Origin of the sequence: Oceaniglobus ichthyenteri, from assembly GCF_003057885.1 — a bacterium.
Lineage (GTDB): Bacteria > Pseudomonadota > Alphaproteobacteria > Rhodobacterales > Rhodobacteraceae > Oceaniglobus > Oceaniglobus ichthyenteri.
On record NZ_QAGK01000006.1, the window covers coordinates 58,847 to 84,079 of the forward strand.

General features: G+C 58.2%; 21 protein-coding genes. 6 read left to right on the forward strand and 15 right to left on the reverse strand.

Going from position 1 to position 25,233, the window contains the following annotated elements:
- Positions 1 to 36 precede the first annotated feature (36 nt).
- The gene (locus C8265_RS10565) at positions 37 to 1,110 is read left to right on the forward strand and encodes a 2'-deoxycytidine 5'-triphosphate deaminase (protein WP_108483981.1); all 1,074 of its coding nucleotides are present in this window, start codon (positions 37 to 39) and stop codon (positions 1,108 to 1,110) included.
- 7 nt (positions 1,111 to 1,117) lie between these two features.
- Here the strand turns inward: C8265_RS10565 and C8265_RS10570 are convergent, their stop codons facing one another.
- The 6 genes from C8265_RS10570 to argS form a co-directional block, all read right to left on the reverse strand.
- Positions 1,118 to 1,303, reverse strand: a complete 186-nt coding sequence (locus tag C8265_RS10570) for a hypothetical protein (RefSeq protein ID WP_108483982.1) — start codon at positions 1,301 to 1,303, stop codon at positions 1,118 to 1,120.
- On the reverse strand, positions 1,300 to 1,941 hold the full coding sequence (scpB, locus tag C8265_RS10575) for an SMC-Scp complex subunit ScpB (protein ID WP_108483983.1): 642 nt from the start codon (positions 1,939 to 1,941) through the stop codon (positions 1,300 to 1,302). Before scpB ends, C8265_RS10570 begins: the two co-directional genes overlap by 4 nt.
- Positions 1,934 to 2,731 carry a segregation and condensation protein A gene (locus C8265_RS10580; protein ID WP_108484173.1) on the reverse strand — a complete coding sequence of 266 codons (798 nt, stop codon included), beginning with the start codon at positions 2,729 to 2,731 and terminating at the stop codon, positions 1,934 to 1,936. Before C8265_RS10580 ends, scpB begins: the two co-directional genes overlap by 8 nt.
- Positions 2,724 to 3,725: a beta-N-acetylhexosaminidase gene (gene nagZ, locus C8265_RS10585; protein ID WP_108483984.1), complete on the reverse strand. Its 1,002-nt coding sequence runs from the start codon at positions 3,723 to 3,725 to the stop codon at positions 2,724 to 2,726. Before nagZ ends, C8265_RS10580 begins: the two co-directional genes overlap by 8 nt.
- A 3-nt stretch (positions 3,726 to 3,728) precedes the next feature.
- Positions 3,729 to 4,706 carry an SPOR domain-containing protein gene (locus C8265_RS10590; RefSeq protein ID WP_108483985.1) on the reverse strand — a complete coding sequence of 326 codons (978 nt, stop codon included), beginning with the start codon at positions 4,704 to 4,706 and terminating at the stop codon, positions 3,729 to 3,731.
- A 96-nt stretch (positions 4,707 to 4,802) separates the two neighbouring features.
- Positions 4,803 to 6,524 carry an arginine--tRNA ligase gene (gene argS / locus C8265_RS10595; RefSeq protein ID WP_108483986.1) on the reverse strand — a complete coding sequence of 574 codons (1,722 nt, stop codon included), beginning with the start codon at positions 6,522 to 6,524 and terminating at the stop codon, positions 4,803 to 4,805.
- 71 nt (positions 6,525 to 6,595) lie between these two features.
- Between argS and C8265_RS10600 the strand changes: the two genes are divergently transcribed.
- Positions 6,596 to 7,252: an HD domain-containing protein gene (locus tag C8265_RS10600; RefSeq protein WP_108483987.1), complete on the forward strand. Its 657-nt coding sequence runs from the start codon at positions 6,596 to 6,598 to the stop codon at positions 7,250 to 7,252.
- 4 nt (positions 7,253 to 7,256) lie between these two features.
- On the opposite strand, the gene C8265_RS10605 is transcribed toward C8265_RS10600, so the two are convergent.
- Both C8265_RS10605 and C8265_RS10610 read right to left on the reverse strand, forming a co-directional pair.
- Complete coding sequence (locus tag C8265_RS10605; RefSeq protein ID WP_108483988.1) at positions 7,257 to 9,200, reverse strand: cation:proton antiporter; 1,944 nt, start codon at positions 9,198 to 9,200, stop codon at positions 7,257 to 7,259.
- A gap of 18 nt (positions 9,201 to 9,218) precedes the next feature.
- Entirely contained in the window at positions 9,219 to 10,358 is a 1,140-nt protein-coding gene (locus C8265_RS10610; protein ID WP_108483989.1) for a deoxyguanosinetriphosphate triphosphohydrolase, read from the reverse strand.
- Positions 10,359 to 10,438: 80 nt separating this feature from the next.
- On the opposite strand from C8265_RS10610, the gene C8265_RS10615 reads away from it, so the two are divergent.
- Both C8265_RS10615 and xth read left to right on the forward strand, forming a co-directional pair.
- A complete protein-coding gene (locus C8265_RS10615) occupies positions 10,439 to 10,765 on the forward strand; it encodes a HesB/IscA family protein (protein WP_108483990.1) in 327 nt (108 codons plus the stop codon).
- Positions 10,766 to 10,817: 52 nt separating this feature from the next.
- Positions 10,818 to 11,597, forward strand: coding sequence for an exodeoxyribonuclease III (gene xth, locus C8265_RS10620; protein WP_108483991.1), 780 nt, complete (start codon positions 10,818 to 10,820; stop codon positions 11,595 to 11,597).
- Between the two features lie 27 nt (positions 11,598 to 11,624).
- Here the strand turns inward: xth and uvrA are convergent, their stop codons facing one another.
- From uvrA to C8265_RS10655, 7 genes are all read right to left on the reverse strand, one after another.
- The gene (gene uvrA / locus C8265_RS10625; RefSeq protein ID WP_108483992.1) at positions 11,625 to 14,483 is read right to left on the reverse strand and encodes an excinuclease ABC subunit UvrA; all 2,859 of its coding nucleotides are present in this window, start codon (positions 14,481 to 14,483) and stop codon (positions 11,625 to 11,627) included.
- Positions 14,484 to 14,596: 113 nt separating this feature from the next.
- A complete protein-coding gene (locus C8265_RS10630; RefSeq protein ID WP_108483993.1) occupies positions 14,597 to 15,742 on the reverse strand; it encodes an MFS transporter in 1,146 nt (381 codons plus the stop codon).
- 37 nt (positions 15,743 to 15,779) lie between these two features.
- Positions 15,780 to 17,174 carry a dihydrolipoyl dehydrogenase gene (gene lpdA / locus C8265_RS10635; protein ID WP_108483994.1) on the reverse strand — a complete coding sequence of 465 codons (1,395 nt, stop codon included), beginning with the start codon at positions 17,172 to 17,174 and terminating at the stop codon, positions 15,780 to 15,782.
- Positions 17,175 to 17,240: 66 nt separating this feature from the next.
- A complete protein-coding gene (locus C8265_RS10640) occupies positions 17,241 to 17,816 on the reverse strand; it encodes a DUF924 family protein (protein WP_108483995.1) in 576 nt (191 codons plus the stop codon).
- 62 nt (positions 17,817 to 17,878) lie between these two features.
- Positions 17,879 to 19,144 (reverse strand): MFS transporter, encoded by a 1,266-nt coding sequence (locus tag C8265_RS10645; RefSeq protein ID WP_108483996.1) that lies wholly within the window; start codon positions 19,142 to 19,144, stop codon positions 17,879 to 17,881.
- Positions 19,145 to 19,213: 69 nt separating this feature from the next.
- On the reverse strand, positions 19,214 to 20,284 hold the full coding sequence (queA, locus tag C8265_RS10650; RefSeq protein ID WP_108483997.1) for a tRNA preQ1(34) S-adenosylmethionine ribosyltransferase-isomerase QueA: 1,071 nt from the start codon (positions 20,282 to 20,284) through the stop codon (positions 19,214 to 19,216).
- Positions 20,285 to 20,328: 44 nt separating this feature from the next.
- Entirely contained in the window at positions 20,329 to 23,649 is a 3,321-nt protein-coding gene (locus C8265_RS10655) for a hypothetical protein (protein WP_108483998.1), read from the reverse strand.
- A gap of 69 nt (positions 23,650 to 23,718) precedes the next feature.
- Between C8265_RS10655 and bcp the strand changes: the two genes are divergently transcribed.
- A complete protein-coding gene (gene bcp / locus C8265_RS10660) occupies positions 23,719 to 24,189 on the forward strand; it encodes a thioredoxin-dependent thiol peroxidase (RefSeq protein ID WP_108483999.1) in 471 nt (156 codons plus the stop codon).
- 70 nt (positions 24,190 to 24,259) lie between these two features.
- Positions 24,260 to 25,093 carry a ferritin-like domain-containing protein gene (locus C8265_RS10665; RefSeq protein WP_108484000.1) on the forward strand — a complete coding sequence of 278 codons (834 nt, stop codon included), beginning with the start codon at positions 24,260 to 24,262 and terminating at the stop codon, positions 25,091 to 25,093.
- Positions 25,094 to 25,233 lie beyond the last annotated feature (140 nt).

The window sequence follows — 25,233 nt, forward strand, 5'->3', positions numbered from 1 at the left end:
CAGCACTACCACTTTTGCCAAAATCGGATATTCGATATGACAGGCGTCTTGCCCAGCCAACGCTTGCGCGCCTTGATCGAAACCGGGGCGATTGCCGCCAATCCGCCGATCACTCCCGCCCAAATTCAACCTGCATCGCTTGATCTCCGCCTTGGAAAGATCGCACATCGCGTACGCGCATCCTTCCTGACCGGGGCGGATGCAACAGTGGCACAGCGGCTGGATGATTTTGCCATGCACACCGTTGATCTGACCGGCGGCGCGGTTCTGGAAAAGGGCTGTGTGTACCTTGTTCCGTTGATGGAAAACCTTGCCCTGCCCGCGGGGATTCAAGCGGCCGCCAATGCCAAAAGCTCGACAGGGCGTCTTGATCTGTTGACCCGCACGATTACCGATGGCGGCACCGAATTTGACCGTATTCCCGATGGTTACGCCGGGCCGCTTTATGCCGAAATCTGCCCACGGTCGTTTTCGGTTCTGGTTCGCCCCGGCATGCGGCTGAATCAAATTCGGTTTCGCGATGGTCTTGCACGGCTTGATGACGCCGCCCTTACCGCGCTGCACGCGCAAACGCCGTTGGTCGATGTGCCGCCGGTGATTGACGATGGGCTGGGCTTTTCTGTCGATCTGGAGCCACGCAGCGGCACCTTGGTGGGATACCGCGCCAAACCCCACACCGGCGTGATCGATCTGGACAAGATCGCACATTATCCTCCGGCGGAATATTGGGAAGAACTGCATTCAGACAACGGCAGGATCATCCTTGATCCCGGCGCGTTCTATATTCTGGTCAGTCGTGAATCTGTGGTGATTCCACCCACCCACGCGGCGGAAATGGCGCCATTTCTTGCCATGGCCGGCGAATTTCGCGTGCATTACGCCGGTTTTTTCGATCCCGGCTTTGGCTGGGCACAAGCCGGCGGATTAGGGTCGCGCGGCGTGCTTGAGGTTCGTTGCCACGAGGCGCCATTTGTTCTGGAACACGGGCAAATCGTTGGTCGGCTGATTTATGAAAAAATGGCCGAGATTCCCGACCAATTATACGGCGCCGATCTGAAATCAAACTATCAGGGTCAGGGCCTGAAACTGGCCAAGCATTTTATCGCCTGAGGCGCGATTAAAATCGCCCAATCTTGCGCACCACACGAATCGCCTGTCGCGCGCGTTTGCTTTGCTGCTTTGCCGCCTGACCTTGGGCTTTGTACACCGATGGGTTGGCCATGCGGTTGATGCCCGCGTTGACACCTTTATTGATCAGTTTCCGCAAAACGACGCGCATAATCATGTTTACGATCTGGCTCACGGCGTATCCTTTTCAAACATATCGCTTTGCCCCTCATCGGCATCCGGCGCGGTTTCTACGTCGGGCGGCGGGCGGTTTTCCAGCAACCCGGCGGCGCGCAGTTCTTTCAATCCCGGCAAATCCCGCGCTGATTCTAGCGCGAAATGGTCAAGAAACCCTTGTGTGACCACAAATGTAACCGGGCGACCGGGCGTCATGCGACGGCGCCCCAGCCGTATCCATTCCAATTCCATCAACTGATCGATGGTTCCGCGTGAAACCGAAACGCCGCGAATTTCTTCAATCTCGGCGCGGGTAACGGGCTGATGATAGGCCACGATCGCCAGGGTTTCGATTGCTGCACGGCTCAGCTTGCGCAGCTCAACCGTTTCTTTTTGCATCAGAAACCCCAGATCGGGGGCCGTACGCATCGCCCAGGCATCGCCAACCCGGACGACCCGCACACCGCGCCCCTCATAGCGGCGCGCCAACAGGGCCAAGGCCTGTGCCGCATCGGCCCCATGGGGCATGCGCGCGTTCAAATCGGCGACGCTGACGGGATCGGGGCTGGCAAACAGCACCGCTTCGACCATGCGTTCCTGCTCGGCCAACGGTGGGGCCTCAAACAGGCTTTGGGTGGTATTTTCGGGCTTATCCATCGGCGGCACTGTTGCTGCGAATTTGAATCGGTTCAAACAATCCTGACTGCCGGATTGAGATCCGCCCCGCTTTGACCAGTTCAAGCGACGCGGCGAAATGGCTGGCGGTGGCGCTGCGGCGACGGGCCGGATTGGCCTGCCAGCCGTCGGGCAGATACGATGAAAGATCGGTCCAATCCCCGGCGAAACCGATCAGACCGCGCATTCGATCCAACGCCTCTTCCATGGTCATGATGTTGGTGCGGTCCATGACGAACGGGCGGAAATCATCCTTGGTTCTGATCCGCGCATAGCCCTGCATCAGATCCAGCAAGGTCGCGGTATATTGCACGCGGCGTATCCGCTGCACCCCTTCGCCCTGCCCGCGCGCAAAGAAATCGCGCCCCAATTGATCACGCCCCATCAAACGCGCCGCGCAATCGCGCATGGCCTGCAAACGCTCAAGCTGAAACGCCAGATGCGCGGCCAGATCTTCGCCTGACGGGCCTTCATCCTTGGGATCAGGGGGCAACAGCAGGCGTGATTTCAGAAATGCAAGCCACGCCGCCATCACCAGATAATCAGCCGCCAGTTCAATCCGCAGCTCTTTCGCCGCCTCAACAAACGCCAGATATTGCCGCGCCAGTGCCAGCACCGAAATCTGCCGCAGGTCCACCTTTTGGGTGCGCGACAGGGTCAAAAGCACGTCAAGCGGCCCCTCAAACCCATCCACATCAATGATCAGCGCCTCAGCGGCCAGACGGTCGGCGACCGGGTCAAAAACCGGGTCTGGACTGTTGGTTTCAGCCATATACATGCCCCCCCATAAGGGCGGCAAGTTCGGCCTCATGGGCGGGAATGTCAATGTTTACAGGGGTGCGGCGGTGGGCCATTGCGGCGCTTGCGCGGGTTTGCGCCACCTCTGACATGGGCGGCAATGCGGCGGCCAGTGCGCGGCGTTCGACCAGGTCGCCGTTGCAATGCAGCACCAGATCACAGCCTGCCGCCTGCGCCGCAAGGGCGCGCTCAACCACCGTGCCGCCCAATGCCTCCATCCCGATATCATCCGACATCAACAGCCCTTTGAACCCGATGGCGCCCCGGATCACATCTTTGATCAGCCGCGACGACACGGTGACAGGCAAATCATCAATTTTCGGAAACAGCATATGCGCCGTCATGCCCATGGGCAGATCGCGCAACGCATGAAACGGGGCAAAATCCACCGCTTGCAGATCCGACCATTCGGCATCGGACACCGGCAGGTTAAAATGGCTGTCCACCCTGCCCCGGCCATGGCCCGGCATGTGTTTCATCACCGGCAACACCCCCGCATCCAACAGGCCATCGGCCATGGCGCGGGCCATTTTAGTCACAATTTCAACGGTTTCGCCGAAACACCGATTGCGCAGGAACGGATGCGTATCGGCATTCGCCACATCGCAGGTGGGCGCGCAATTCACATCGATTCCAAGATCGGCCAACTCATGCCCAATCAGCAGGCCGCGCAGATACATCGCGCGCGCGCTGCCGCCTGATTGTGTTACATGATTCAAAGGTGGGAGCCATTGCCGCCACGTCGGGGCAAACATACGCTGCACCCGGCCCCCTTCCTGATCAATCAGAATCGGAGTGGTATCGCCCAAGATCGCCCGGATATGGCCGGTCAGCGCGCGCACCTGATCGGGTGTTTCGATATTGCGGGCAAACAGGATCACGCCCCAAGGGCGTGCATCGGTTAAAAACCCCACCTCATCCGATGACAGGGTCGGGCCATCGACCCCGACCGTAAACGCCGAAACCACGCCTTATCGTACCACAACCGGGATACAATCGGCCTTTTCCGCCATCAAAGCCGAACAGAACCGCCGCGCATCGCTGAGATCGGCAAAGCCCATGGCCCGTAGCCGGTAAAATGTTTTTCCGCCCGACTGGGCGCGCTGGACAACACGTTGTTTGCCTGAAAAATAATTCTCAAACTGATCGCCGATCTTGGCCCATTGTTCGCGCGCCACCTCTGCCGACTCAAATGCGCCCAGTTGCACAAGACGGGTGCCAGACGGGATTTCATCGGCCGCCACTTCCAATGATCCACCCGATTCCGTCGCCGGTTCGGAGGCCGCCATGACCGGGCGCGACAATCCGCCGGGGCGCGATGGTGGGCGGGGCGAACGGGCCAACCCCTGCTCATCGCGCAACGCGCCCGAGGATGACGTTTCGGTGACGCCGGTCAACGGTTCAACACCCGCTGACAACGCTTCGGCCAAGGCCAGGGCATCAGCCGCCCCGTCCCCGGTCATTTCGGGCAACACGATATCAGCCGTGTCACTCAATGCTTCGGCCACGGCCATATCAGTGGCCAATGCATCTTCGGGGGCGTCTTCGATCCGCGCGGTTTGTGGCGCGGGCGCCTCATCCAGCACCGGGCGGGGAAGGCGCGGCGCGGGCAAATCCTCGGCGGCCAGATTCAGGGGCGCGGGGGCCAGAATAACCTCGTTTGCGGGGCCTGCGGCCGATCCGGCGGCGGCGACCTGGTTCACCGCCAACCCCTGATGGGCCGCATTGGTGCCGCCGGGGTTGTCGGGGGCAACGCGAATGGGCCCCTCAAGCGCGCGCACGACTGGCACGCCGGTCACATCGCGCACCAGCAATTTATAGCCCCAGACCCCAGCGCCCAAAATCAACCCAAGCGACATCAGCCCACCGGCAATGTTCACCGCTTTGCTTACCTTTGCGCCATGGCCCGCTGCCATATCGCCTTTCGCGTCGTCGTAAACGTCCGCCATACCACGCCTCACTGCTCGCATATCGCGCGGCGGCCTTTGGCCTGCTCCACCGATATCCTTATCTTGCCTGCCTCACGATCCGCCGGGGCGCTTGTCTCAGCGCATTTCCTCAAGCGGAGTCACGCCAAGAATACGCAAACCTGCGGAAATGACAACGGATACGGCGCGCGGCAGGGCAATTTTACCGGTCGAGCCGGAAGTGTTGCCGTCTTGCAGGAAGCGCAGTTCCGGTTTGTCATTGCCCCGGTTCCACAGCGCGTGAAAATCCGACGCCAATTCATACAGGTAAAATGCAATCCGGTGGGGTTCATGGTTGCGCGCGGCAATCTCCACCAGGCGCGGCCACTCGGCCAGTTTGCGCGCCACGGCAAATTCTGCCTCATCCTCAAGAACCGGCTGATCCGACAGGGCAATGTCGGCCTCGTCAAACTTGCGCAACACCGAATGCACCCGCGCATTGGCGTATTGCACGTAAAATACGGGGTTATCTTTGGATTGCTCCACCGCTTTGGCGAAATCGAAATCCAGCGGCGCGTCATTTTTGCGGGTCAGCATGACAAACCGGGTTACATCGGCGCCAACCTGTTCAACCACATCCGCCAAGGTCACGAATGTGCCGGCGCGCTTGCTCATCTTGAACGGTTCGCCGTCTTTGTAGAGTTTCACCAGATTGCACAGTTTGATATCCAGCGGCACAGAGCCATCGGAAAGCGCCGAAACCGCCGCTTTCATCCGTTTGACATAACCACCATGATCGGCGCCAAACACATCAATCAGCGCGTCAAACCCGCGCTGCACCTTGTCGTAATGATAGGCGATATCGGGCGCGAAATAGGTCCACGACCCATCGGACTTCTTGACCGGGCGATCCACATCATCGCCATGGGCCGTGCTGCGAAACAGGGTTTGTTCGCGCGCCTCCCAATCATCGGGCAATTTGCCCTTGGGGGGTTCTAACGTGCCCTCATAAATCAGGCCCTTGGCATCCAGATTATCAATCGCCGCCTCAATCAATCCGGTGCCATACAGCGATTTTTCACTGTAAAAGCTATCCATCTTCACGCCAAGGCTGGCCAGATCGGTACGGATCATCTCCATCATCGCCGCGGTGGCGTAATTGCGCACCTCGTCCAGCCATACCTGTTCGTCCTGGCCCACAAAAGCATCGCCAACCTTTTCCTTCAGCGCCTGACCCACTTCGATCAGGTAATCACCGGGGTATGTGCCATCCTCAAACGCGACGGCCTGACCGTGTGCCTCAAGATAGCGCAGATAGACCGAGCGCGCCAAAACATCGACCTGCGCACCGCCGTCGTTGATATAATATTCGCGCGTCACATCCCAACCCGCGTAATCCAACAGCGCCGCCAACGCATCGCCAAACACCGCGCCCCGGGTGTGGCCCACATGCAGCGGCCCGGTGGGGTTGGCCGACACGTATTCGACCAAAACGCGCCGCCCCGCCCCCATGTCAGACCGACCATAGACCGGATCGGTTAACGCCGATTTAACGACACCGGCCCAAATGCCCGTGTCCAACCGCAGGTTCAAAAAACCCGGTCCCGCCACATCGGCGCTGGCAACCCGGCCATCGGCCAGCAGGCGCACGGCCAGGGCATCGGCAATGTCACGGGGTTTCATTTTGGCAGGTTTGGCCAGCACCATCGCGGCATTTGTGGCCATATCGCCATGGGCCGGGTCACGCGGTGGTTCCACCGTAACATTCGACAGGTCCAGACCGGCGGGCAACGCCCCATCGGCCATCATCCCATCCAATTGGGCCACAACAAACGCACGGATATCGGCAAACAGGTTCATTTCAGGTTTCCTAGAGGTTTGGGGCGGGTTTATCATGCTGAACAAATTGTTCAATTGCACAAGGGCGCGCGATGTTGCCAATTCCCGATCTGATTGCCGCTTGCGAAAACGAAGTGCGTCGCATTTGGGGCGATGCCGATGACGGTGCCCATGATCTGGCGCACCTCTATCGCGTCTGGAATCTGTGTCAGGTGATTTTGCAAGGTGAGGGTGGCACCCAGACCGATCTGCAAATTCTCGCGCCTGCAGCGGTTTTGCACGATATCGTCAATTTACCAAAAAACAGCCCCGATCGCGCCCGGGCGGCGCATCTTTCGGCGGATCATGCGGTGCGGTTTCTGGGCACCCTGCCCTATCCTGATTCCCTGGTGTCACAGGTTGCCCATGCGATCCGCGCACACAGCTTTTCGGCCAGTATCACGCCGCGCACCCGTACCGCGAAAATTCTGCAAGACGCTGACCGGCTTGAGGCATTAGGCGCCTTGGGAATTGCCCGTAACATGATTGTGGCTGGTCAGATCGGTGCGCAAATCTGCCATCCAACCGATCCGTTGGGCGAACATCGCCCGCTGGATGATACCGCTTATGCGCTGGATCATTGGCCCCTGAAACTGTTTCCGATTGCAGAAAACTTACATACAGAAACCGCCCGCACCCTTGCCGCGCCGCGGTTGGCGATGATGCGGGCGTTTCGCGATCAATTGCTGGCCGAACTCGCCCCGCGTTAGGGGGTCAAACGGCCCCCTTTGCGCCGCTGGGGTGCGGGGCGTCGGCCTCTGTCTGATCGATATCGGCGGCCACTTCGGCGTCTTCGGGGGTGCCATCGGCCACGGCCTCATCTTCGCCACGGTCGCTGTCGGTCAGGCTGTCAGTGCCCGGCGGCACGAGGGTAATCAGACGCATTTCAGGTTCGCCGGTGAACGCTTCGATGTCGTCGGGGTGCAGCAGGCTGAATTCCCCATCAGGTGTCAGATATCCCAACAAAACAGCGTCAGGGCGTTGGGCGCGCAACTCTTCCAACCCAAACACATCGCTCAGCCGGGTAGAACGGAACGTCCACCCTTCCCACATGCGCGCGTTCATTTCGCTATAGGTGGACCCATCGCCAAAATCGCGCCCCCCCAATGACGCCGGAAGCTGATTGCGGGTGTATTCCGATTTGTCACGGGTCAGTTGATACACGTTATCGCGGCCAAATTCGGGGCCCAGATCGGTGGCGACAAGGGTATTGTATGCGTCATTATCTGTTGCCGTTATAACGGTTGAAAACTGGTTGAATTCCACCCGGTGCTCGGCGACCTCAGACAGGACATCCCCAAAAAACGTTGGCACATCGGCAGCGCGGGCGCGGCGCAGGCGGCTGCGGTTGGGATCGGCGATCATCACCGGCACATCGTGACGCGCCAGAACTTCGGCCAGACCGACGCTCCACCGGGATCCGCCGACCACCAGCACGCCGGGCGATTCCGCCGCAACCAGCCCCAGCCGCCGCGCCATCGGCGCCAGGGTAAAGCCGTGCAAAACCACGGTCACCGCCACCAACACAAATGACAGCGGCCCGATCAGCGCACCATCGGCCACGCCCAAACCCGCCAAACGTTCGCCAAACAACCCAGCCACCGCCACCAAAACCACACCGCGCGGCCCCGTCAGCGCCACAAGCAGCCGTTCTTTCATCGGAATTGCCGTGCCTGCCAAGGATATCATCACGGTCAGCGGCCGCGCCACCAGCACAACCAAGGCCACAAACACACCAGCGCGCCAGTTCAACTGTCCCAGCTGGCTGAAATCCAGAGACGCCGCCAGCAGGATGAACACACCGCTGACCAACAGGATCGTGGCGTGTTCTTTGAACCGGTGCAATTCTTCGTAACTGGCCAGTTTCGAATTTGCGATCACGATACCCATTACCGTTACCGCCAACAGCCCGCTTTCGTGCAGCACCGTGTCAGACAAGGCAAACACCGCCAACAATGTGCAGAACAGCGCCGGGATTTTCATGAATTCAGGCACCAGCGCGCGTTTGAATGCCCGCGCTGTTCCCCAGCCCGCCGCACCGCCCAAAAGCCCCGCAAAGCCAAGTCCAAAGAAAAATTCGCCAATCGCGCCCCCCGGTGAGGTGGCAGTGTTCAACACCAAAACCACGGTAAAGGCCAAAACCGCAGCCAAGGCGCCGATGGCATCGTTGATGATCGCCTCCCATTGCAGCAACGCGGCGGGCCTGCGTGACAGACGCGCGGTGCGCAGCAGCGGCGCGATCACGGTTGGCCCGGTGACGATCATGATGCCACCAAACACGGCCGAGCTTTCCCAACTCAGCCCCGCGCCATAGCGCAGCGCAAGCGCGCTCATCAACCACCCCAAGGGCGCGCCGATAAACACCAGCCGCCTGACCCCTTCGGCGGCATCGCGCAAAGAGCGCAAGTTGAGGGTCAGCCCGCCCTCAAACAGGATCACCGCCACCGCCAATGAAATCATCGGCGCGGTCAATGGCCCGATGTCGCGTTCAGGATCGAAAATTCCGAATACCGGCCCGGCCAAAACGCCAGCCAACAGCATCAGCACAATGGCCGGCATCCGCAATTTCCATGCCAGCCATTGCGACCCAACGCCAAGGGCGCCCACCAAGGCAAAAGCCTGTACCGGGCTGATCGCCCCTTCAACACCAGTCGCCATAAATCCCCTAACTAAAAATCAGCCCTTGCCGCAAAGGCGGCCATGTTCCTGAATGGCAAACCGGTCGGTCATACCTGCAATGTAATCCGCAACGATGCGGGCCAGTTCCACCTCTCCTGTTGCCTGTTCCACATCCTTGCGCCATTGCTTGGGCAAAAGGCCCGGTTCGGCCAAGAACAAGGGAAACAATTCCTCAATCATTTCGGTGACTTGCGCACGCATCTCCACAACTTTCGGGGCGCGGTACATGCGGTGGAATAAAAATTCACGGATCACGTTAAGATCGGCCCAGACCGGATCGGAAAACCGCACAATACCGCGCCCGGCATCGCGCACATCCTGCGCGCTTTGTGGTTGCAGATCATGCAACGCCGCACGCGCCTGACTGATCACATCTTCGACCAGAAGCCCGAAAAACCGACGCAACGCCTCGTGCCGCCGCCGATAATAATTCAGCCTAGGATATTTAGCATCGACCCGGGCAAAACACCGATCAAGCAGCGGCATTTCGGCCAGCTCGTCCGTGTCGAACAGTTCGGCGCGCAACCCGTCGTGCAAATCATGATTGTTATAGGCAATATCATCGGCCAGCGCGGCAACCTGCGCTTCGGCGCTGGCAAAACTGTGCAATTCCAGATCATGGCGCGCATTGTAATCGGCCAGAGCGAATGGAATGTGGCCGGTCACCGGCCCGTTATGTTTGGCCAGCCCCTCCAATGTTTCCCAGGTCAGGTTCAAACCGTCAAATTCGGCATAGTGGCGTTCAAGGGATGTAACGATTTTAATGGCTTGGGCGTTGTGATCAAAGCCGCCATAGGGCGCCATCAACGCCTGCAATGCATCCTCGCCGGTGTGGCCAAACGGCGGATGCCCCAGATCGTGGGCCAGTGCGATTGCCTCGGTCAACTCGGGGTTCAGGCCCAGCACACCGGAAATCGTGCGCGCCACCTGCGCCACCTCGATCGAGTGGGTCAGCCGGGTGCGAAAGTAATCCCCCTCATGTTCGATAAAAACCTGAGTCTTGTGCTTTAGCCGTCGAAACGCGCTGGCATGAATGATCCGGTCACGATCCCGCTGGAAACAACTGCGAAAGGTCGATTCATCCTCAGCAAACAACCGCCCCCGACTATCCGCAGGATCCGATGCAAATGATGCCATATTTTTGCCAGTTCTTGTGAGCCTGTCCTACCTTCCATATATTGTATGCCAACTGCAGATGAAACGCGAAAGGCTCGCCCATGCTTTTGCCCCCCAAAGTGACCGACCGCGCCTATGCCCGATTGGCCGAAATCAATGAAACCACCGATATCCCTCAGGCGTTGCGCGTCGCGGTTGATGGCGGCGGATGCTCAGGGTTTCAGTACGAGATCAAACTGGATCAACCTGAATCAGATGATCTGGTGCTGGAAAAGAATGGCCAAAAGGTTTTGGTCGATTCCGTATCATTGCCATTTCTGGCAGACGCGGTGATCGATTTTTCAGACGAATTGATCGGCGCCCGGTTTGTGATTGAAAACCCCAATGCCACATCGTCTTGCGGTTGCGGCACTTCATTTTCGATGTAATCCGCCGACTTCCCTGTCAAATCAAACGTCTGCACAATTTCCCGGAGCTTTCATGAAAATCGCGACCTTCAACATCAATGGCATCAAGGCGCGATTTCAGGCGTTTTCTGATTGGCTCGACGAAAGCGCGCCAGACGTTGCGATCTTGCAGGAGATCAAATCGGTTGATGAGAACTTTCCTCGGGAACACTTTGAAGACAAAGGATATTCTGTTCACACCCATGGCCAGAAATCATTCAACGGCGTGGCAATTCTTTCAAAACTCCCACTTGAAGATATCACAACCGGATTGCCTGGCGATGACGACGACGAACAGGCCCGTTGGATCGAAGCCACAGTGATGGGGGAAAAAGCCATCAAAATCTGTGGCTTGTACCTGCCCAACGGCAATCCGGCACCGGGGCCGAAATATGATTACAAACTCGCCTGGATGCAGCGGCTACAGGAGCGCGCGAAACTTCTTCTGGCGTCTGAAGAACCCGCGCTAATGGCCGGAGATTACAACATAATCCCCCAAGACGAAGACGCCGCGCGCCCCGATGCCTGGCGCGACGACGCACTGGCGCGGCCAGAATCGCGCGATGCGTATCGGCGCATTCTCAACCTCGGATTTACCGAAGCGTTCCGTGCCCGCACGCAGGGTGGCGGGGATTATTCATTTTGGGATTATCAGGCAGGGGCATGGAACCGCAATGACGGTATTCGGATCGACCACTTCCTCCTCACCCCGCAATGCGCTGATTTACTTAATGATTCCTGGATCGAAAGTGATGTGAGGGGGCGGGAAAAGCCGTCAGATCACGTACCGGTCTGGGTGGATTTGGCCGCATAGCAGCGCGGCCAATTCCGTTTCATCTGGCTATTCCGCCGCCAATTTTCGCGGCTCTAACAGTGGTTTAAGGTATCGCCCGGTATAGCTTTCATCAATCTTGACGACATCCTCGGGCGTGCCTTTGGCCACAACCTGACCACCGCCATCGCCCCCTTCGGGCCCAATATCAATCAGCCAATCCGCGGTTTTGATGACGTCAAGATTGTGTTCGATCACCAACACAGAATTTCCCTGATCCACTAATTCATGCAATACTTCCAACAGCTTGCGCACGTCTTCAAAGTGCAGGCCCGTGGTCGGTTCATCCAGAATATACAGGGTGCGGCCGGTCGAACGCTTTGCCAATTCCTTTGAAAGCTTGACGCGCTGCGCCTCACCTCCCGACAGGGTTGTAGCCTGTTGACCCACCTTGATATACCCAAGCCCGACACGCACCAAGGCATCCATCTTCTCACGAATGCTTGGCACCGCTTTGAAAAACTCCTGCGCATCTTCAACCGTCATATCAAGAACGTCGGCTATACTCTTGCCTTTAAACCGGATTTCCAAAGTTTCACGATTGTAACGGGCACCCTTGCAGGTTTCACATTCGACATAAACATCCGGCAAAAAGTGCATCTCGATCTTGATCACCCCATCGCCTTGACAGGCCTCACATCGTCCCCCTTTTACGTTGAAACTGAACCGGCCCGGTTTGTAACCGCGGGCTTTGGATTCGGGCAGGTTGGCAAACCAATCGCGGATTGGAGTGAACGCCCCGGTATAAGTTGCCGGGTTTGACCGCGGAGTCCGCCCGATGGCGCGCTGGTCAATATCGATCACCTTGTCCAAATGCTCCAACCCCTTGATCGTTTCACAAGGGGCCGGTGTCTGGCGCGCGCCGTTCAACCGCATCGATGCAGTCTTAAACAGCGTCTCAATCGTAAGAGTCGATTTTCCCCCGCCCGAAACGCCCGTCACACATACAAATTTGCCAAGTGGGAAATCCACCGTAATATTTTGCAGGTTATTCCCGGTTGCTTTCACAACCGTTAATTTCTTTTTGTTTCCTTTGCGCCGTTTCGCGGGAACCGAAATTTCCCGTTTTCCAACAAGATATTGCCCTGTCAGTGACCCTTCGTTAGCCATGATTTCCGCTGGCGTGCCCTTTGCCACCACCTGTCCACCATGCACGCCCGCGCCGGGGCCGATATCGAACACATAATCCGCCTCGCGAATCGCCTCTTCATCGTGTTCTACAACAATCACGGTATTGCCCTGATCACGCAGGTTTTTCAGCGTGCCCAGCAATCGGTCATTGTCGCGTTGATGCAAACCAATCGAAGGTTCGTCCAACACATACAACACCCCGGTCAAACCACTGCCAATCTGGCTGGCCAGACGGATACGCTGTGATTCGCCGCCCGACAAAGTTCCGGCATTGCGGCTGAGCGTCAGGTATTCCAACCCGACGTTGTTCAGAAAGCCCAGCCGTTCGCGGATTTCTTTCAAAATCGCACGGGCAATTTCATTGCGTTGAGCGGTCAGATGCTCTGGCACTGTCAGTGTCCAATCATAGGCCTCTCGGATTGACATCTGCACCACCTGACCGGCATGCAAGTGATTGATCTTAACGGCCAACGCTTCGGGGCGCAGCCGATAACCCTCGCAGGCGCCACAGGGGCGATTGTTTTGATAACGCTCAAATTCCTCGCGAATCCAGCTTGAATCAGTCTCGCGATAGCGACGTTCCATATTCGGAATCACGCCTTCGAACGGGCGGCTGACGTTATAAACCCGCCCGCCCTCATCATACCGGAACGCGATTTCCTCATCACCGGAGCCGCGCAGAAACACGTTTTGAATCTCGGGCGAAAGATCCTTCCATTTGTCGTTCTGATTGAATGAATAATGCTTTGCAATTGCTTGAATAGTCTGAAGAAAATACGGCGACTTCCCCTTCCGCCAAGGTGCCAAAGCTCCGTCTGAAATCTTCAGGTTCTGATCTGGCACCACCAGACGTTCATCGAAAAACAGTTCAACCCCAAGACCGTCGCACACGGGACAGGCCCCAAACGGCGCGTTGAATGAAAACAATCGTGGTTCAATTTCGGGAATGGTGAACCCACTGACCGGACAGGCAAATTTTTCCGAAAACGTATAACGCTCGGGTTCGCCCTCACCAGGCGCGGTTTCCAAAACGGCAATTCCATCGGCCAGATCCAGAGCCGTGCGAAACGAATCGGCAAGACGGGTTTCAAGCCCTTCGCGAACCACCAGCCGGTCAACCACCACATCAATGTCATGGCGAAATTTCTTGTCGAGTGTTGGCGGTTCGTCCAACTCGTAAAACGCGCCGTTAACCTTGACGCGTTGAAAGCCCTGTTTGCGTAACTCTGCGAATTCCTTACGATATTCGCCTTTTCGATCCCGAATGATCGGCGCCAGAAGATAGCCGCGCGTGCCCTCCTCCATCGCCATTACGCGGTCGACCATGTCCTGCACCTGCTGCGCTTCGATCGGCAGGCCGGTGGCGGGGGAATATGGCGTGCCGACCCGGGCAAACAACAGGCGCATATAATCGTAAATTTCAGTTACTGTTCCGACGGTCGAGCGCGGATTTTTCGATGTGGTTTTTTGCTCGATCGAAATCGCAGGCGATAGGCCGGTAATATGATCAACATCGGGTTTCTGCATCATATCAAGGAATTGCCGGGCGTAAGCCGACAAGGATTCGACATAACGGCGCTGCCCTTCGGCATAGATCGTATCAAAGGCAAGGCTTGATTTTCCACTGCCTGAAAGGCCGGTAATCACCACCAATTTGTCGCGCGGAATATCCACATCAATGGATTTCAGATTGTGTTCGCGCGCGCCGCGCACTTCGATCATCTTTTGCTCGGGCATGGCCCACCTCGGTGTTTTGGTGCCCGTTCGCGGGGCGGTTTGGGCTTAGATAGGTGTCAACGGCGGATGTACCAGTGCAGCATTAGAACATTCGCGGAACATTTACCATTTCTTTACGGATTTGGTCCAATCTTTCTGTATACCCACCACAGACAAGACAGACCGCAAAACGCCAGGACTATAGCCAAGATCAACAACCCCTCTAACCCGGCCCACAACACAGTTGCAAACAGCGGCGTGCCCAGTGTGGTTCCGACGTTGCCCAACTGTGCCAACGCCCCGTTCGAACGGGCACGATCCGCCTGTGCCGCATTCAAGGCGGGGATAGCGGCAAAACTTGCGCCGGGAACCAGCCCGATAATCACGAAAAGAAGACAGGTCAGAATGTAAATCGCATCTTTTGATGCCACGAGAAGAAGGAAAGAAAAAATGATTGTGAATGCAAACCCAAACTGCGCAATGCGATACGGCCGATAGTGGCGCGCAATCACCCCCGCGGCCAACGTACCCAGCAACGATAGCAGCGGTAAAATCACCGCAGACGGCGCGCCCGGAATCATCGGAACAAAGGTTAGAAGGGCCACAAAGATCAATGTGTGCCACACAAATCCCAACCCCGGCGCCATCAGGCGGGGCGATTTATATATGTCGTAATGGGTGCGCCACAAGGAAGTTGGGGGCGGCCTGACGGCCTGCAGGTTTTGGGGCAATGCAAAGGCAAGCGCCGCTGCAACACCCCATAAAGCGGCCCCATGAGCCAACAGAACACCCGGCAGGCCCGCAAGTCCAAGGGTCAGTGGCAGCAGCATGGCGACCAATGCAAAGCTGACGCCAAAGAATGTACCCCAAAGCGCCATGACAACGGATTGGTCTTTGGCGTGTGTCACACGGGCCATCAAGGTTGGTGCCGCCACGACAATAAGGAGATGTGACATGCCCTCAACAACGCGACTGAGCGTGAACACTGGGAAAGGAGGTAAAAATGCCTGAAACACAGACACGATGCCCCCCAGGGCTAAGGCAATCAACAGCATTCTGCGCGCACCAAACCGCGCCACGATCATGCCTGCAACAACACCCAGAACAATGCCAACGGTTCCAACCGCAGAAACCAGTACCGAAACCTGTGCAATCGTACGATCAAAGGTTTGCGCGAATATCCCCAATCCGAGAGATATCTTGGCAAATTGCGCCGCGGCCAACAGGCCCGCGCCATAAAGCAAAGCGATCAAAGGCCATGGCGTGCGGGCAGATTCCATAAAGCTGGCTTACGCCGCCCGCACCCCTACGACAAGGTCAGAAGTGAATCGCCCGACCGTACGCATCAAGCACGGATTCGTGCATCATTTCGCTGAGCGTGGGATGGGGGAAAATCGTGTTCATCAGATCTTCTTCGGTGGTCTCCAACTGGCGGCCCACAACATAGCCCTGGATCAATTCTGTCACCTCGGCGCCAACCATATGCGCGCCCAGCAATTCACCAGTGGCCGCATCGAACACGGTTTTGACCATGCCTTCCGCCTCGCCCAATGCGATGGCTTTGCCGTTGCCAATAAACGGAAAACGGCCAACACGAATATCGTGCCCGGCCTCTTTTGCCTTGGCTTCGGTCATGCCGACGCTGGCGATCTGCGGCTGACAATAGGTGCATCCGGCGATCGAGCCGGGTTTGATCGGGTGGGGATGCCCGCCTGCGATCAATTCAGCCACCATCACGCCTTCATGGCTGGCCTTGTGCGCCAACCACGGGGCCCCCGCCAAATCGCCGATGGCATAGATACCTTTGGCACCGGTGCGACAATATTCATCGGTGATGACGTGGGTGCGATCAACGGTGATGCCAAGCGCCTCAAGGCCCAGACCTTCGGTGTTGCCGACGATGCCGACCGCGGAAATAACGGCATCAAAGGTCTGCTGTTCGGCTTTGCCATTTGTTTCAATCGTGGCTGTGACTTTTCCGTCGCTACGGTCCAATTTGGTTACGCTGGCTTTTTCCAGAATCTTCATGCCCTGTTTGACGAATTGCTTTTTGGCGAATTTGGCAATTTCTTCGTCTTCTACCGGCAGAATCCGATCCATAACCTCAACCACTGTCGTGTCGGCGCCCAAAGTGTTGAAAAAGCTTGCAAATTCAATGCCAATGGCACCCGATCCAATAACCAACAGCCGTTTCGGCATGCGCGGCGGTTGCAACGCGTGTTTGTATGTCCAAACCAGATCGCCATCCGCCTCAAGCCCGGGCAATTCGCGCGCCCGCGCGCCAGTGGCCAGAATAATATTATCGGCGGCAAGGGATTGTTCGCCCTTGTCAGTTGTCACACTCACGGCCCCCGGTGCGGTCACTTTGGCCGCACCCATGATCACCGTGATCTTGTTCTTTTTCATCAAATGGCCAACGCCAGAACTCAGCTGTTTGGCGACACCGCGGGATCGTTTCACAACAGCGTTCAGATCAAAACCGACGCCATCGGCAGACAGGCCAAATTCCTTGGCCCGGTGGATCAGATGAAACACTTCGGCGCTGCGCAGCATCGCTTTGGTCGGGATACAGCCCCAATTCAGGCAAATGCCGCCCAAATGATCGCGCTCGACGATGCACACCTTCAGCCCAAGCTGCGCCGCCCGAATTGCGGCAACATAGCCGCCCGGCCCCGCACCAATGACGATTACATCATAGTTCTGCTGTGTCATGCCTGCACCTCACCAAAGAATGGTTCAACGCTAAACCATCTTGCGCAGGGCATCAATCACAGGTCGCTATGCGGGCTCCATGGCACGCATAATTTCTGCATACCCACCGTCACTCAGAAACTCTGCTTCGCCTTGTTGATTGGCGCGCCCAAGGGCGGCGTTGCGGTATGGAAACCGGCCGAATTTACGGATGATTTCGCGATGCACCCGGGCATGCAACAGGTTCGATGCGCCGGAATCAGGCATCCGGGTCAAAAACAACCGCACGCACCGATCCTGATCGCACAGGTTTTCGGAATGCATCAGCGGCATGTAAAAGAATTGGCGCGCCGCGCCATCGATTCGCATGTCCCACCCTTGGGTGATGGCCATTTTTGCCGCAGCCATGGCCAGGGAATCGGTTTCAAAAGCCTGTGCCGTATCGCGAAACATGTTGCGCGGAAATTGATCGGTCAGAATGATATACGCCAACGTGCCCGATGGATATGTCAACCACTGCGAAAGCGCGCCATCGCGCGCCTTTTCCCAAGTTTCCTCAAACCGGTCGCGCACGTCACGATCCAGTTTGGCGCCGCCGGCGTACCACCCTTTCGGGCCGACTTCGTCCAGCCAAAAGGCCGCTACGTCTTCTGGACTTGCCATGTTGTGTCTCCTCACCACCACCTTCGACGAATCGTCGCATACAATCGTGAAGAAACCAAGGCTTAGGCGGGGCTGGGCGATTCCGCGCTGTCATCTGTGTGTTCAACGGCCCACTCCTGGGCCGCCTCAACCGCAACGGCCGATGCCGTCGGCAACACACCGACATAGGCGGTGGTATCGGTTGAATCGGGCGCCGCGCGCTGTGTCATCCGGTACAGGGCATATGTGCCAAGCAACAACATGAGAACCGCGATGAACATCCAGAACCCCGAGGGGCCGAAAACACCCATCATCCAACCGGTAATCAACGGCCCGGCAATCGCACCGACACCGTTGATAAACAACATGCCGCCCGATGCGGCGGCCATATCCTCGACCTCAAGATAGTCGTTGGTATAGGCCAAAAGAAGCGCATAAAGCGGGTTTGACATGCCGCCAATCACGAATGACACCCCAAGCAGCACGATGAAAACTTCGCCCAACATCGCGCCTGCCACACAGGCCACGCCGCCCACAAATGCCACGCCACAGATCAGAATGCGCCGGTCCATCCGGTCAGACACCCAACCGATGGGGTATTGGCACAGCAATCCACCCACATAGATCACCGCGATGAATATCGAAATCTCTGCCACGCTCAGGCCGGCCTGGGTGCCATAAACGGCGGCCATGCCAAATTGCGCCGAAAACACGCCACCCAACAAGAACATGCCAACACAGCCCAAGGGCGAAATGCGGTAAAGTGACAAAAGGCTCATGGGTTTGGTGGTTTCGAAGGGCGGTGTCGGGCTGACCGACAACAGAATCGGCGCAAAGCTGAGCGACACCAAAACCGATGGGATGATGAACAGGATAAAGCCCGACGGATCACCAAACGCGATGATCCCTTGTGCGCCGATGATCCCACTCATTTGAACAATCATGTATAACGACAGGCTTTGCCCTCGGGTTTCGTTGGTGGCGGCGTTGTTCAGCCAACTTTCGGCCGTGACATAGACCGCCGAAAAACAAAACCCGATCGCCACGCGCAGCAAGGTCCAGGCGATAGGATCGGTGATTGCGGGAAACAGAATCAAGATCGCCGAAATAAACGACCCCAGCGCGGCAAACACCCGAATATGCCCCACCCGGCGGATCATCTCCGGCGCCATCCGCGAGCCACCCAAGAAGCCAACAAAATAGGCCGACATGACAATCGACATCGAAAAGGTCGAAAACCCTTCGATGCCGCCCCGAATCCCCAGCAAAGTACCCTGAAGCCCGTTGCCCAGCATCAAAAGCCCCATCCCGAGCAGCAATGCCCAGGAATTGCGCAGCACTTGTACCATCTGTCTGTCCAATCCTTCTTGGCGCACACCATACCGTAGCGGATGCGCCGCGTCTTGCCTGTTGGCGACCTAGCTTTGCCGCGCCCTGTGCGGCGGTATCAAAAGCGATGCATCTCCGTAAGAGAAGAACCGATATTTCTGCGCAATCGCATGGGAATAAATCGCGCGCACCCGATCAACCCCCATCAACGCCGACACGAGCATCATCAATGTCGATTTAGGCAGGTGAAAATTGGTCATCAGTGCATCGGCAATTTGAAACCGAAATCCCGGTGTGATGAATATATCGGTGGGCCCGGTCCAGGGCGCGATGGTGCCTGGTGCCACGGCGGCACTTTCGATCAGGCGCAGGGCGGTTGTGCCCACCGGAATGATCCGCCCGCCTGCCTTGATTGTGGCGTTGATTTCATCGGCCGCCTGGGCGCGCACCTCGCCCCATTCGGCGTGCATTTTGTGATCGGCGATATCATCCACCTTGACCGGCAGAAATGTGCCCGCGCCCACATGCAAAGTCACATGGGTAAACATGACGCCGCGCGCGCGCAGACTGTTAAGCAGGGCATCATCAAAGTGCAGCGATGCCGTGGGGGCCGCAACCGCGCCTGAATGGGCCGCCCAAACGGTTTGGTAATCTTCATGATCCTGCGCATCGGCGGCGCGTTTGGCGGCGATATAGGGCGGCAATGGCATATGACCGGCCTCGGCCAATGCGGTGTCAAAATCATCACCGGTCAGGTTGAATTCCAACAGGCCCGTGCCATCCACGCGCCCCACCAACCGCGCCGACAGTGCATCGGAAAACACCACGGTTTCGCCATCGCGCAGCTTTTTCAAGGGTTTGATCAGCGCGCGCCATGTACCACTGGCCTGGGGTTCCAGCAATGTCACTTCAATCCGCGCGGCGGTTTGGCCGGTGTCACCATGGCGAAACCGCTGCCCGAACAGACGCGCCGGAATAACCCGGGTGTCATTCAGCACCAACCGGTCACCGGGGTGCAAAAGTTGCGCCAGATCGATGGCGGTTCGATCGGTCAGCGTATCACCATCGGCCACCAGCATACGCGCCGAAGACCGCGGTTTGGCGGGCCGGGTGGCGATCAGACCGTCAGGCAGATCAAAATCAAAATCACTCAGTTTCATACGTCAGCCTATGGCGCAGGTATGAACAAAACGTCAACCCGACCCTAACGTTGTGGGGCCGGACGGCGAAAAATATCCCGAAACATGCCCGGCGTCAGAATGGACAAGGGATTGACGCTGACGGCGGGTTTGGCCACAGGCCCGGTCAGACCAAAGTTGAATCCAAACAATCCTTCGCCCTGGCGGGTGAAAATTGATCCGATCCGGTTAAGCAGGTAGATCGGCGAAATCACCCCCTGCATGTTGATCTGTTTGCTGGCCAGATCGTAAATGCCATCCATCGAAATCCCAAGCGACGCGCCTGTGGCGCTGGATTGATAGACGATCACCTGCGACGGCGTCAGGCGGAACGCAGCCTGGGTTTGTTCAAACACCAGACCGTCGCCGTTCAACTGTTCTAACAATCCCACCACGGAAATCGCGCCGAGCAGATCGGCAATCGCCGGCGCGCCCCGTATCCGCAACCGGCCGATGTTAAGCGTGCCATCATAGGTGCCGCGCGCACCGGTGGGGCGCAATATCACCTCAAGCGGGCCATCATAGCCGTTTTTCACCAACCCGGCATCGCGCATGACCCCGCCGGCATCCGCCGATATCAAACGCAGGCTGATCCCTTGGGCGGTGCTGACCAGTTCGCCCTTGACCGCCGTGCCGCCATTGACCCGCGCCACAAAACTGCCGTTGGTGGCGCGTCCGGCATCCAGACGCCCGGTGAAATCGGTCAGCGTGATGCCTTCGGTCATGACCAATTGATCCAATGCAATGGAAATCGGGCCGCGCGCGCCACCGCTGCCGCCCCCGCCTTTGGCAAAACCGGCACGGCGAAAATCCAGCGTGCCACCGCGCACCGCGATGGCAGGTGGCGCGCCCTTGCCCCGCCCGCTGATTGTGACCGGCGCATCAAACCACCCCGACAGGCGCACGCGGTCAAACACCGCCGCGTCCAATCCGCCGCCTGGGGCCAGAGACACGCGGCCTGCCGCCTGCAATCCGCCCGCATTCACCGTCAGGTTGTTTACCACAGGTGGTGCGCCCAACGTCACGTTAAGGGTCAAATCCCCCTTTGCGCCCGCCGGTTTTGCCCAGCTCAGCGCGCCCAAGGCCAACCCGACACCCGCCAAATCACTGGAAAGGCGCAGTTTCGGCGGCTGTCCGGTGACCAGATCAACCGTGATATCGCCTTGCCCACGCCCGGTCACCATGCCGTTCGGCAGGCCGATTCCCAACCGCGTGATCGTATCTGAAGACAGCTCGACCCGGCCCTGCACCCGGCTTGTGCCCCGGTCTTCGGGGGCCAACCCCATGCGCCACCGCCCGGTCAACGGCACCTTGTCGATACTTGCCGTGCCGCTGACCACCACCGCCGCGGGCGATACATCCACCGTCAGGCGATCCGCCGCCAGTGTGCGGTTCGCAACCAATCCATCGGCGCGAAAATCGGTCAGGGTGCCACTGCTGGCATAGTCGATATCGGCCAGTGTGTTGCCCTTTTGAAACCGCAGCGCGAGGTCGGTGGTCATTTGCGCCCGTGCGTCGGCCAAATCGGGGCCGCGCGGCGAGTTGCGCAAGATCCGCAAAGGCGGTTGATTCAACAGCGATAAAACAGCGGTAAGCGTGCTGTCGGATTTCAAGGAAAATTCGCCCAAAGCCGGTTTTTCACGGGTGTTGGGCACCACCAACACCGATCCGCCCACGTCGATTTCACCACCTTCGGGCGCGACCACGACGCCGCTGTCCATTGTAATTGCAAAGCGCCCCCGATGGATCGACGCATATCCAGACGCATTTTCCATCGGCAGCATTTCCGGCAGGAATGACAATGAGCCATCACGAAACGCAAAACTGGCGGCCAGATCGGGCCTTTGCGTCGGGCGTTTTCTAAGCGCGCCGGTGATGTTGAATAACGTACCGGATGATACGTTTTTTCCCAACCAGGCGCGGGTTTTTGCGGCCACCGGGACAGGCCACAGCGTCAGCGCGCGGGCAGTGGGAATTTCCGGCACGTCCAGATCCAGCGCCACGTTCCACCCCTCGGGATCGGCGCTGATCCTGCCTGTTGCGCTGTATTTTCGGGGGCTGTCGCCCGTGCCCGGCTCGGTCAACACCAACTGTCCGATGTCGAGGGTAAAAGGGTTCAACCGCAGCCGCAAATCCGCCGCGCCTTGACGAAATTCCAGCGTGTCCTCAAACACCCCCAAGGGCGCCAGACGCAATTGATCCAGGCGCAGTTGCGCCACCAAGGCGCGCGGGAACCCCTGTTCTGACAGATCGCGCAAATAGGCATGACCGGTGATCGACGCCGTCAAATCGGCACTTTCCACCTCGATTTCGCTGAATGTGATCTTTTGATCGGCGGGGCGATAGGTGAAATAGCTGCGCGCCGTGTCAAACGCGATGGGGGCGGTTTCGGGGCGGGGTTGCACGGCGCCAGCGGCAATATCCAACGTGCCGGCCAATTCATCCAGCGTGCCGTCAGCATTCAACGTGGCGCGCAATGCGCCGGAAATTGGCGCATCCAACACCCCCAGAAATGCCAAAGCCGGGGATTGCAGCGCGATATCCTGCGCCGCCACATCTGTGATATTGGCAGTGATCGCGGCCCCCCCGCCGCGGCGCTGATGACGCGCGGACAGTTGCAATTGGGCCAGATTATCGGTGCCGTTGAACACATCGGCCAGCAGCGTCAGATCAAGGCTGTCTGGCGTCTGCATCAGGCGCGCCTGCCCACCGACAATCTGCCAGACCCGGGCCGTGCGGGCATCTTCGACCGACAAGGTCAGATCGCGCACCGCCGCCATGCGCATATTGGCAAACAGCGGTTGTTCCAGAATGGTTTCAACCTGCGCCAGCACTGCCGACATGCCCGGAAAGGCCGCGCCACCGGGCCCAAACGACAGTGAAAATGTCCCATCCACCGCCCGACGCAGGGTGATCTGCGCGCCATCCAAAGTCAGCGAGCGCGGCACGATCCGCCCTGTGATCAGCGCCTTTGGCTCAAAAACGGCGCGCACCTGGTTCAGTTGCGCCAGCGCAGAACCGTTGCCATCAAACACACCGACATCATAAAGTGTCAGTCGCGGCACGCCCCGCCGGTCAACAATCATCCCGATTTCGCCCAAATCCACCTTTCCCTGTTGCAGTTCCGCATTGATCCGGCGTTCAATTCGCACGGTCACCCATTCGGGCACGATCAAATTCCGCTCGGTCAGGGCCAGCGCGGCAATGCCGGCAAACACCGCCATCACAAACGCCGAAAACAGCAACCAACCGGTCAGATACCCCATGCCACGGGCCACGCGCACCGCGCGCCGTCGGCGCGGCGCAGGCAGGGTCGGATCAAGGGGGGGCGGTTGGTGATGCGTCATCGGGGTTTATCTTTGCGCGCCACGGTCTAAAACGAAACCTACAAAACCCACATCAAGGATCAATTTACCATGAGTAGCCAAATTGCCCCCGCCTTTACCCTGCCCCGCGATGGCGGTGATACGGTGTCTTTGGCGGATTTCGCAGGCAAGATGGTGGTTTTGTATTTCTACCCCCGCGATGACACGCCCGGATGCACCAAACAGGCCCAGGGGTTCAGTGAACGCGCCGATGCTTTTGCCGCCGCAGGCGCCGTGGTCTTGGGTGTCAGCAAGGACAGCGTGAAAAAACATGACAAATTCCGCGACAAGCACGGGCTGACCTTCGCCTTGCTCTCTGACGAGAACGATCAGGTGTGCGAGGCCTACGGTGTCTGGGTCGAAAAATCCATGTATGGCAAAACCTTCATGGGGATCGAACGATCAACATTCCTGATTGATGGCAACGGTCAGATCGTGCGCGAATGGCGCAAGGTCAAGGTGCCCGGCCATGTGGATGAGGTGTTGAAGGCCGTGCAGGCGCACCAGGCCACCACAACCTGAGGCAGATCAGAATGACACTATATACTATGCCGCAAATTTCGCTGACACGCCAAACGGATTGCCCCCTTTCATGACCGATCACAAAACCCTGTCAGACATGGCCATTGATGTACTGACAACCGCGGATGGCCGCGCCAAAACCGCGCTTTCACACCGTTATGCGGCGCAATGGCGGGACGCACGGGCGGCCGGCACGCCACCCGAAATTGGCCTGGCCAACCCGCCCCTGCGCCCCGCACGGCCGGTTCGGCCTGAATTGCTGTCGCCGCGCGATGTGCCGCGCCGCCGCCCCGGTTCCCCCGAAGGCCGCATCGCATTGTTGCACGCCGTGGCGCATATCGAATTGAACGCGGTCGATCTGCACTGGGATATCATCGCGCGCTTTGCCGATGTCAAAATGCCGATCGGATATTATGACGATTGGGTAAAGGCCGCCGATGAGGAATCAAAACACTTCAATCTGATGTGCGATTGCCTTGAATCCCTGGGCAGCCATTATGGCGCCCTGCCTGCCCATGCCGGAATGTGGCGCGCCGCCGAAGACACGGCACAAGATCACATGGGCCGGCTGGCCGTTGTGCCAATGGTTCTTGAGGCGCGGGGCCTTGATGTGACCCCCGGGATGATCGAAATTTTCCGCAAGGCCGGTGATAAGAACGCCGTCGCCGCCCTTGAAACCATCTATGGCGAAGAGGTCGCGCATGTCGCCTATGGCAGTAAATGGTTTCACTTTTTGTGCGGTCGCCATGATCTGGACCCAAAAGAAGTGTTTCACACTTTGGTGCGCCGATATTTCCACAGCACGCTAAAGCCCCCATTTAATGAAGAAAAAAGGGCCGAAGCGGGCCTACCTCCGGATTTCTACTGGCCCCTGACCCAAGACGACCCCGATTCAGCCACCTGAGCGCCGCATTTCGGCAAAAATCCGCCGAACACAGGCGCGAACCCCCGCCCACCCCATCAAGATCGTGCAAAATTGTTGCGACCAGTGGTCTGGCGCGATAACCACTTCACAGCCGGGGTTGGGGACCGAAGGCTGCCATG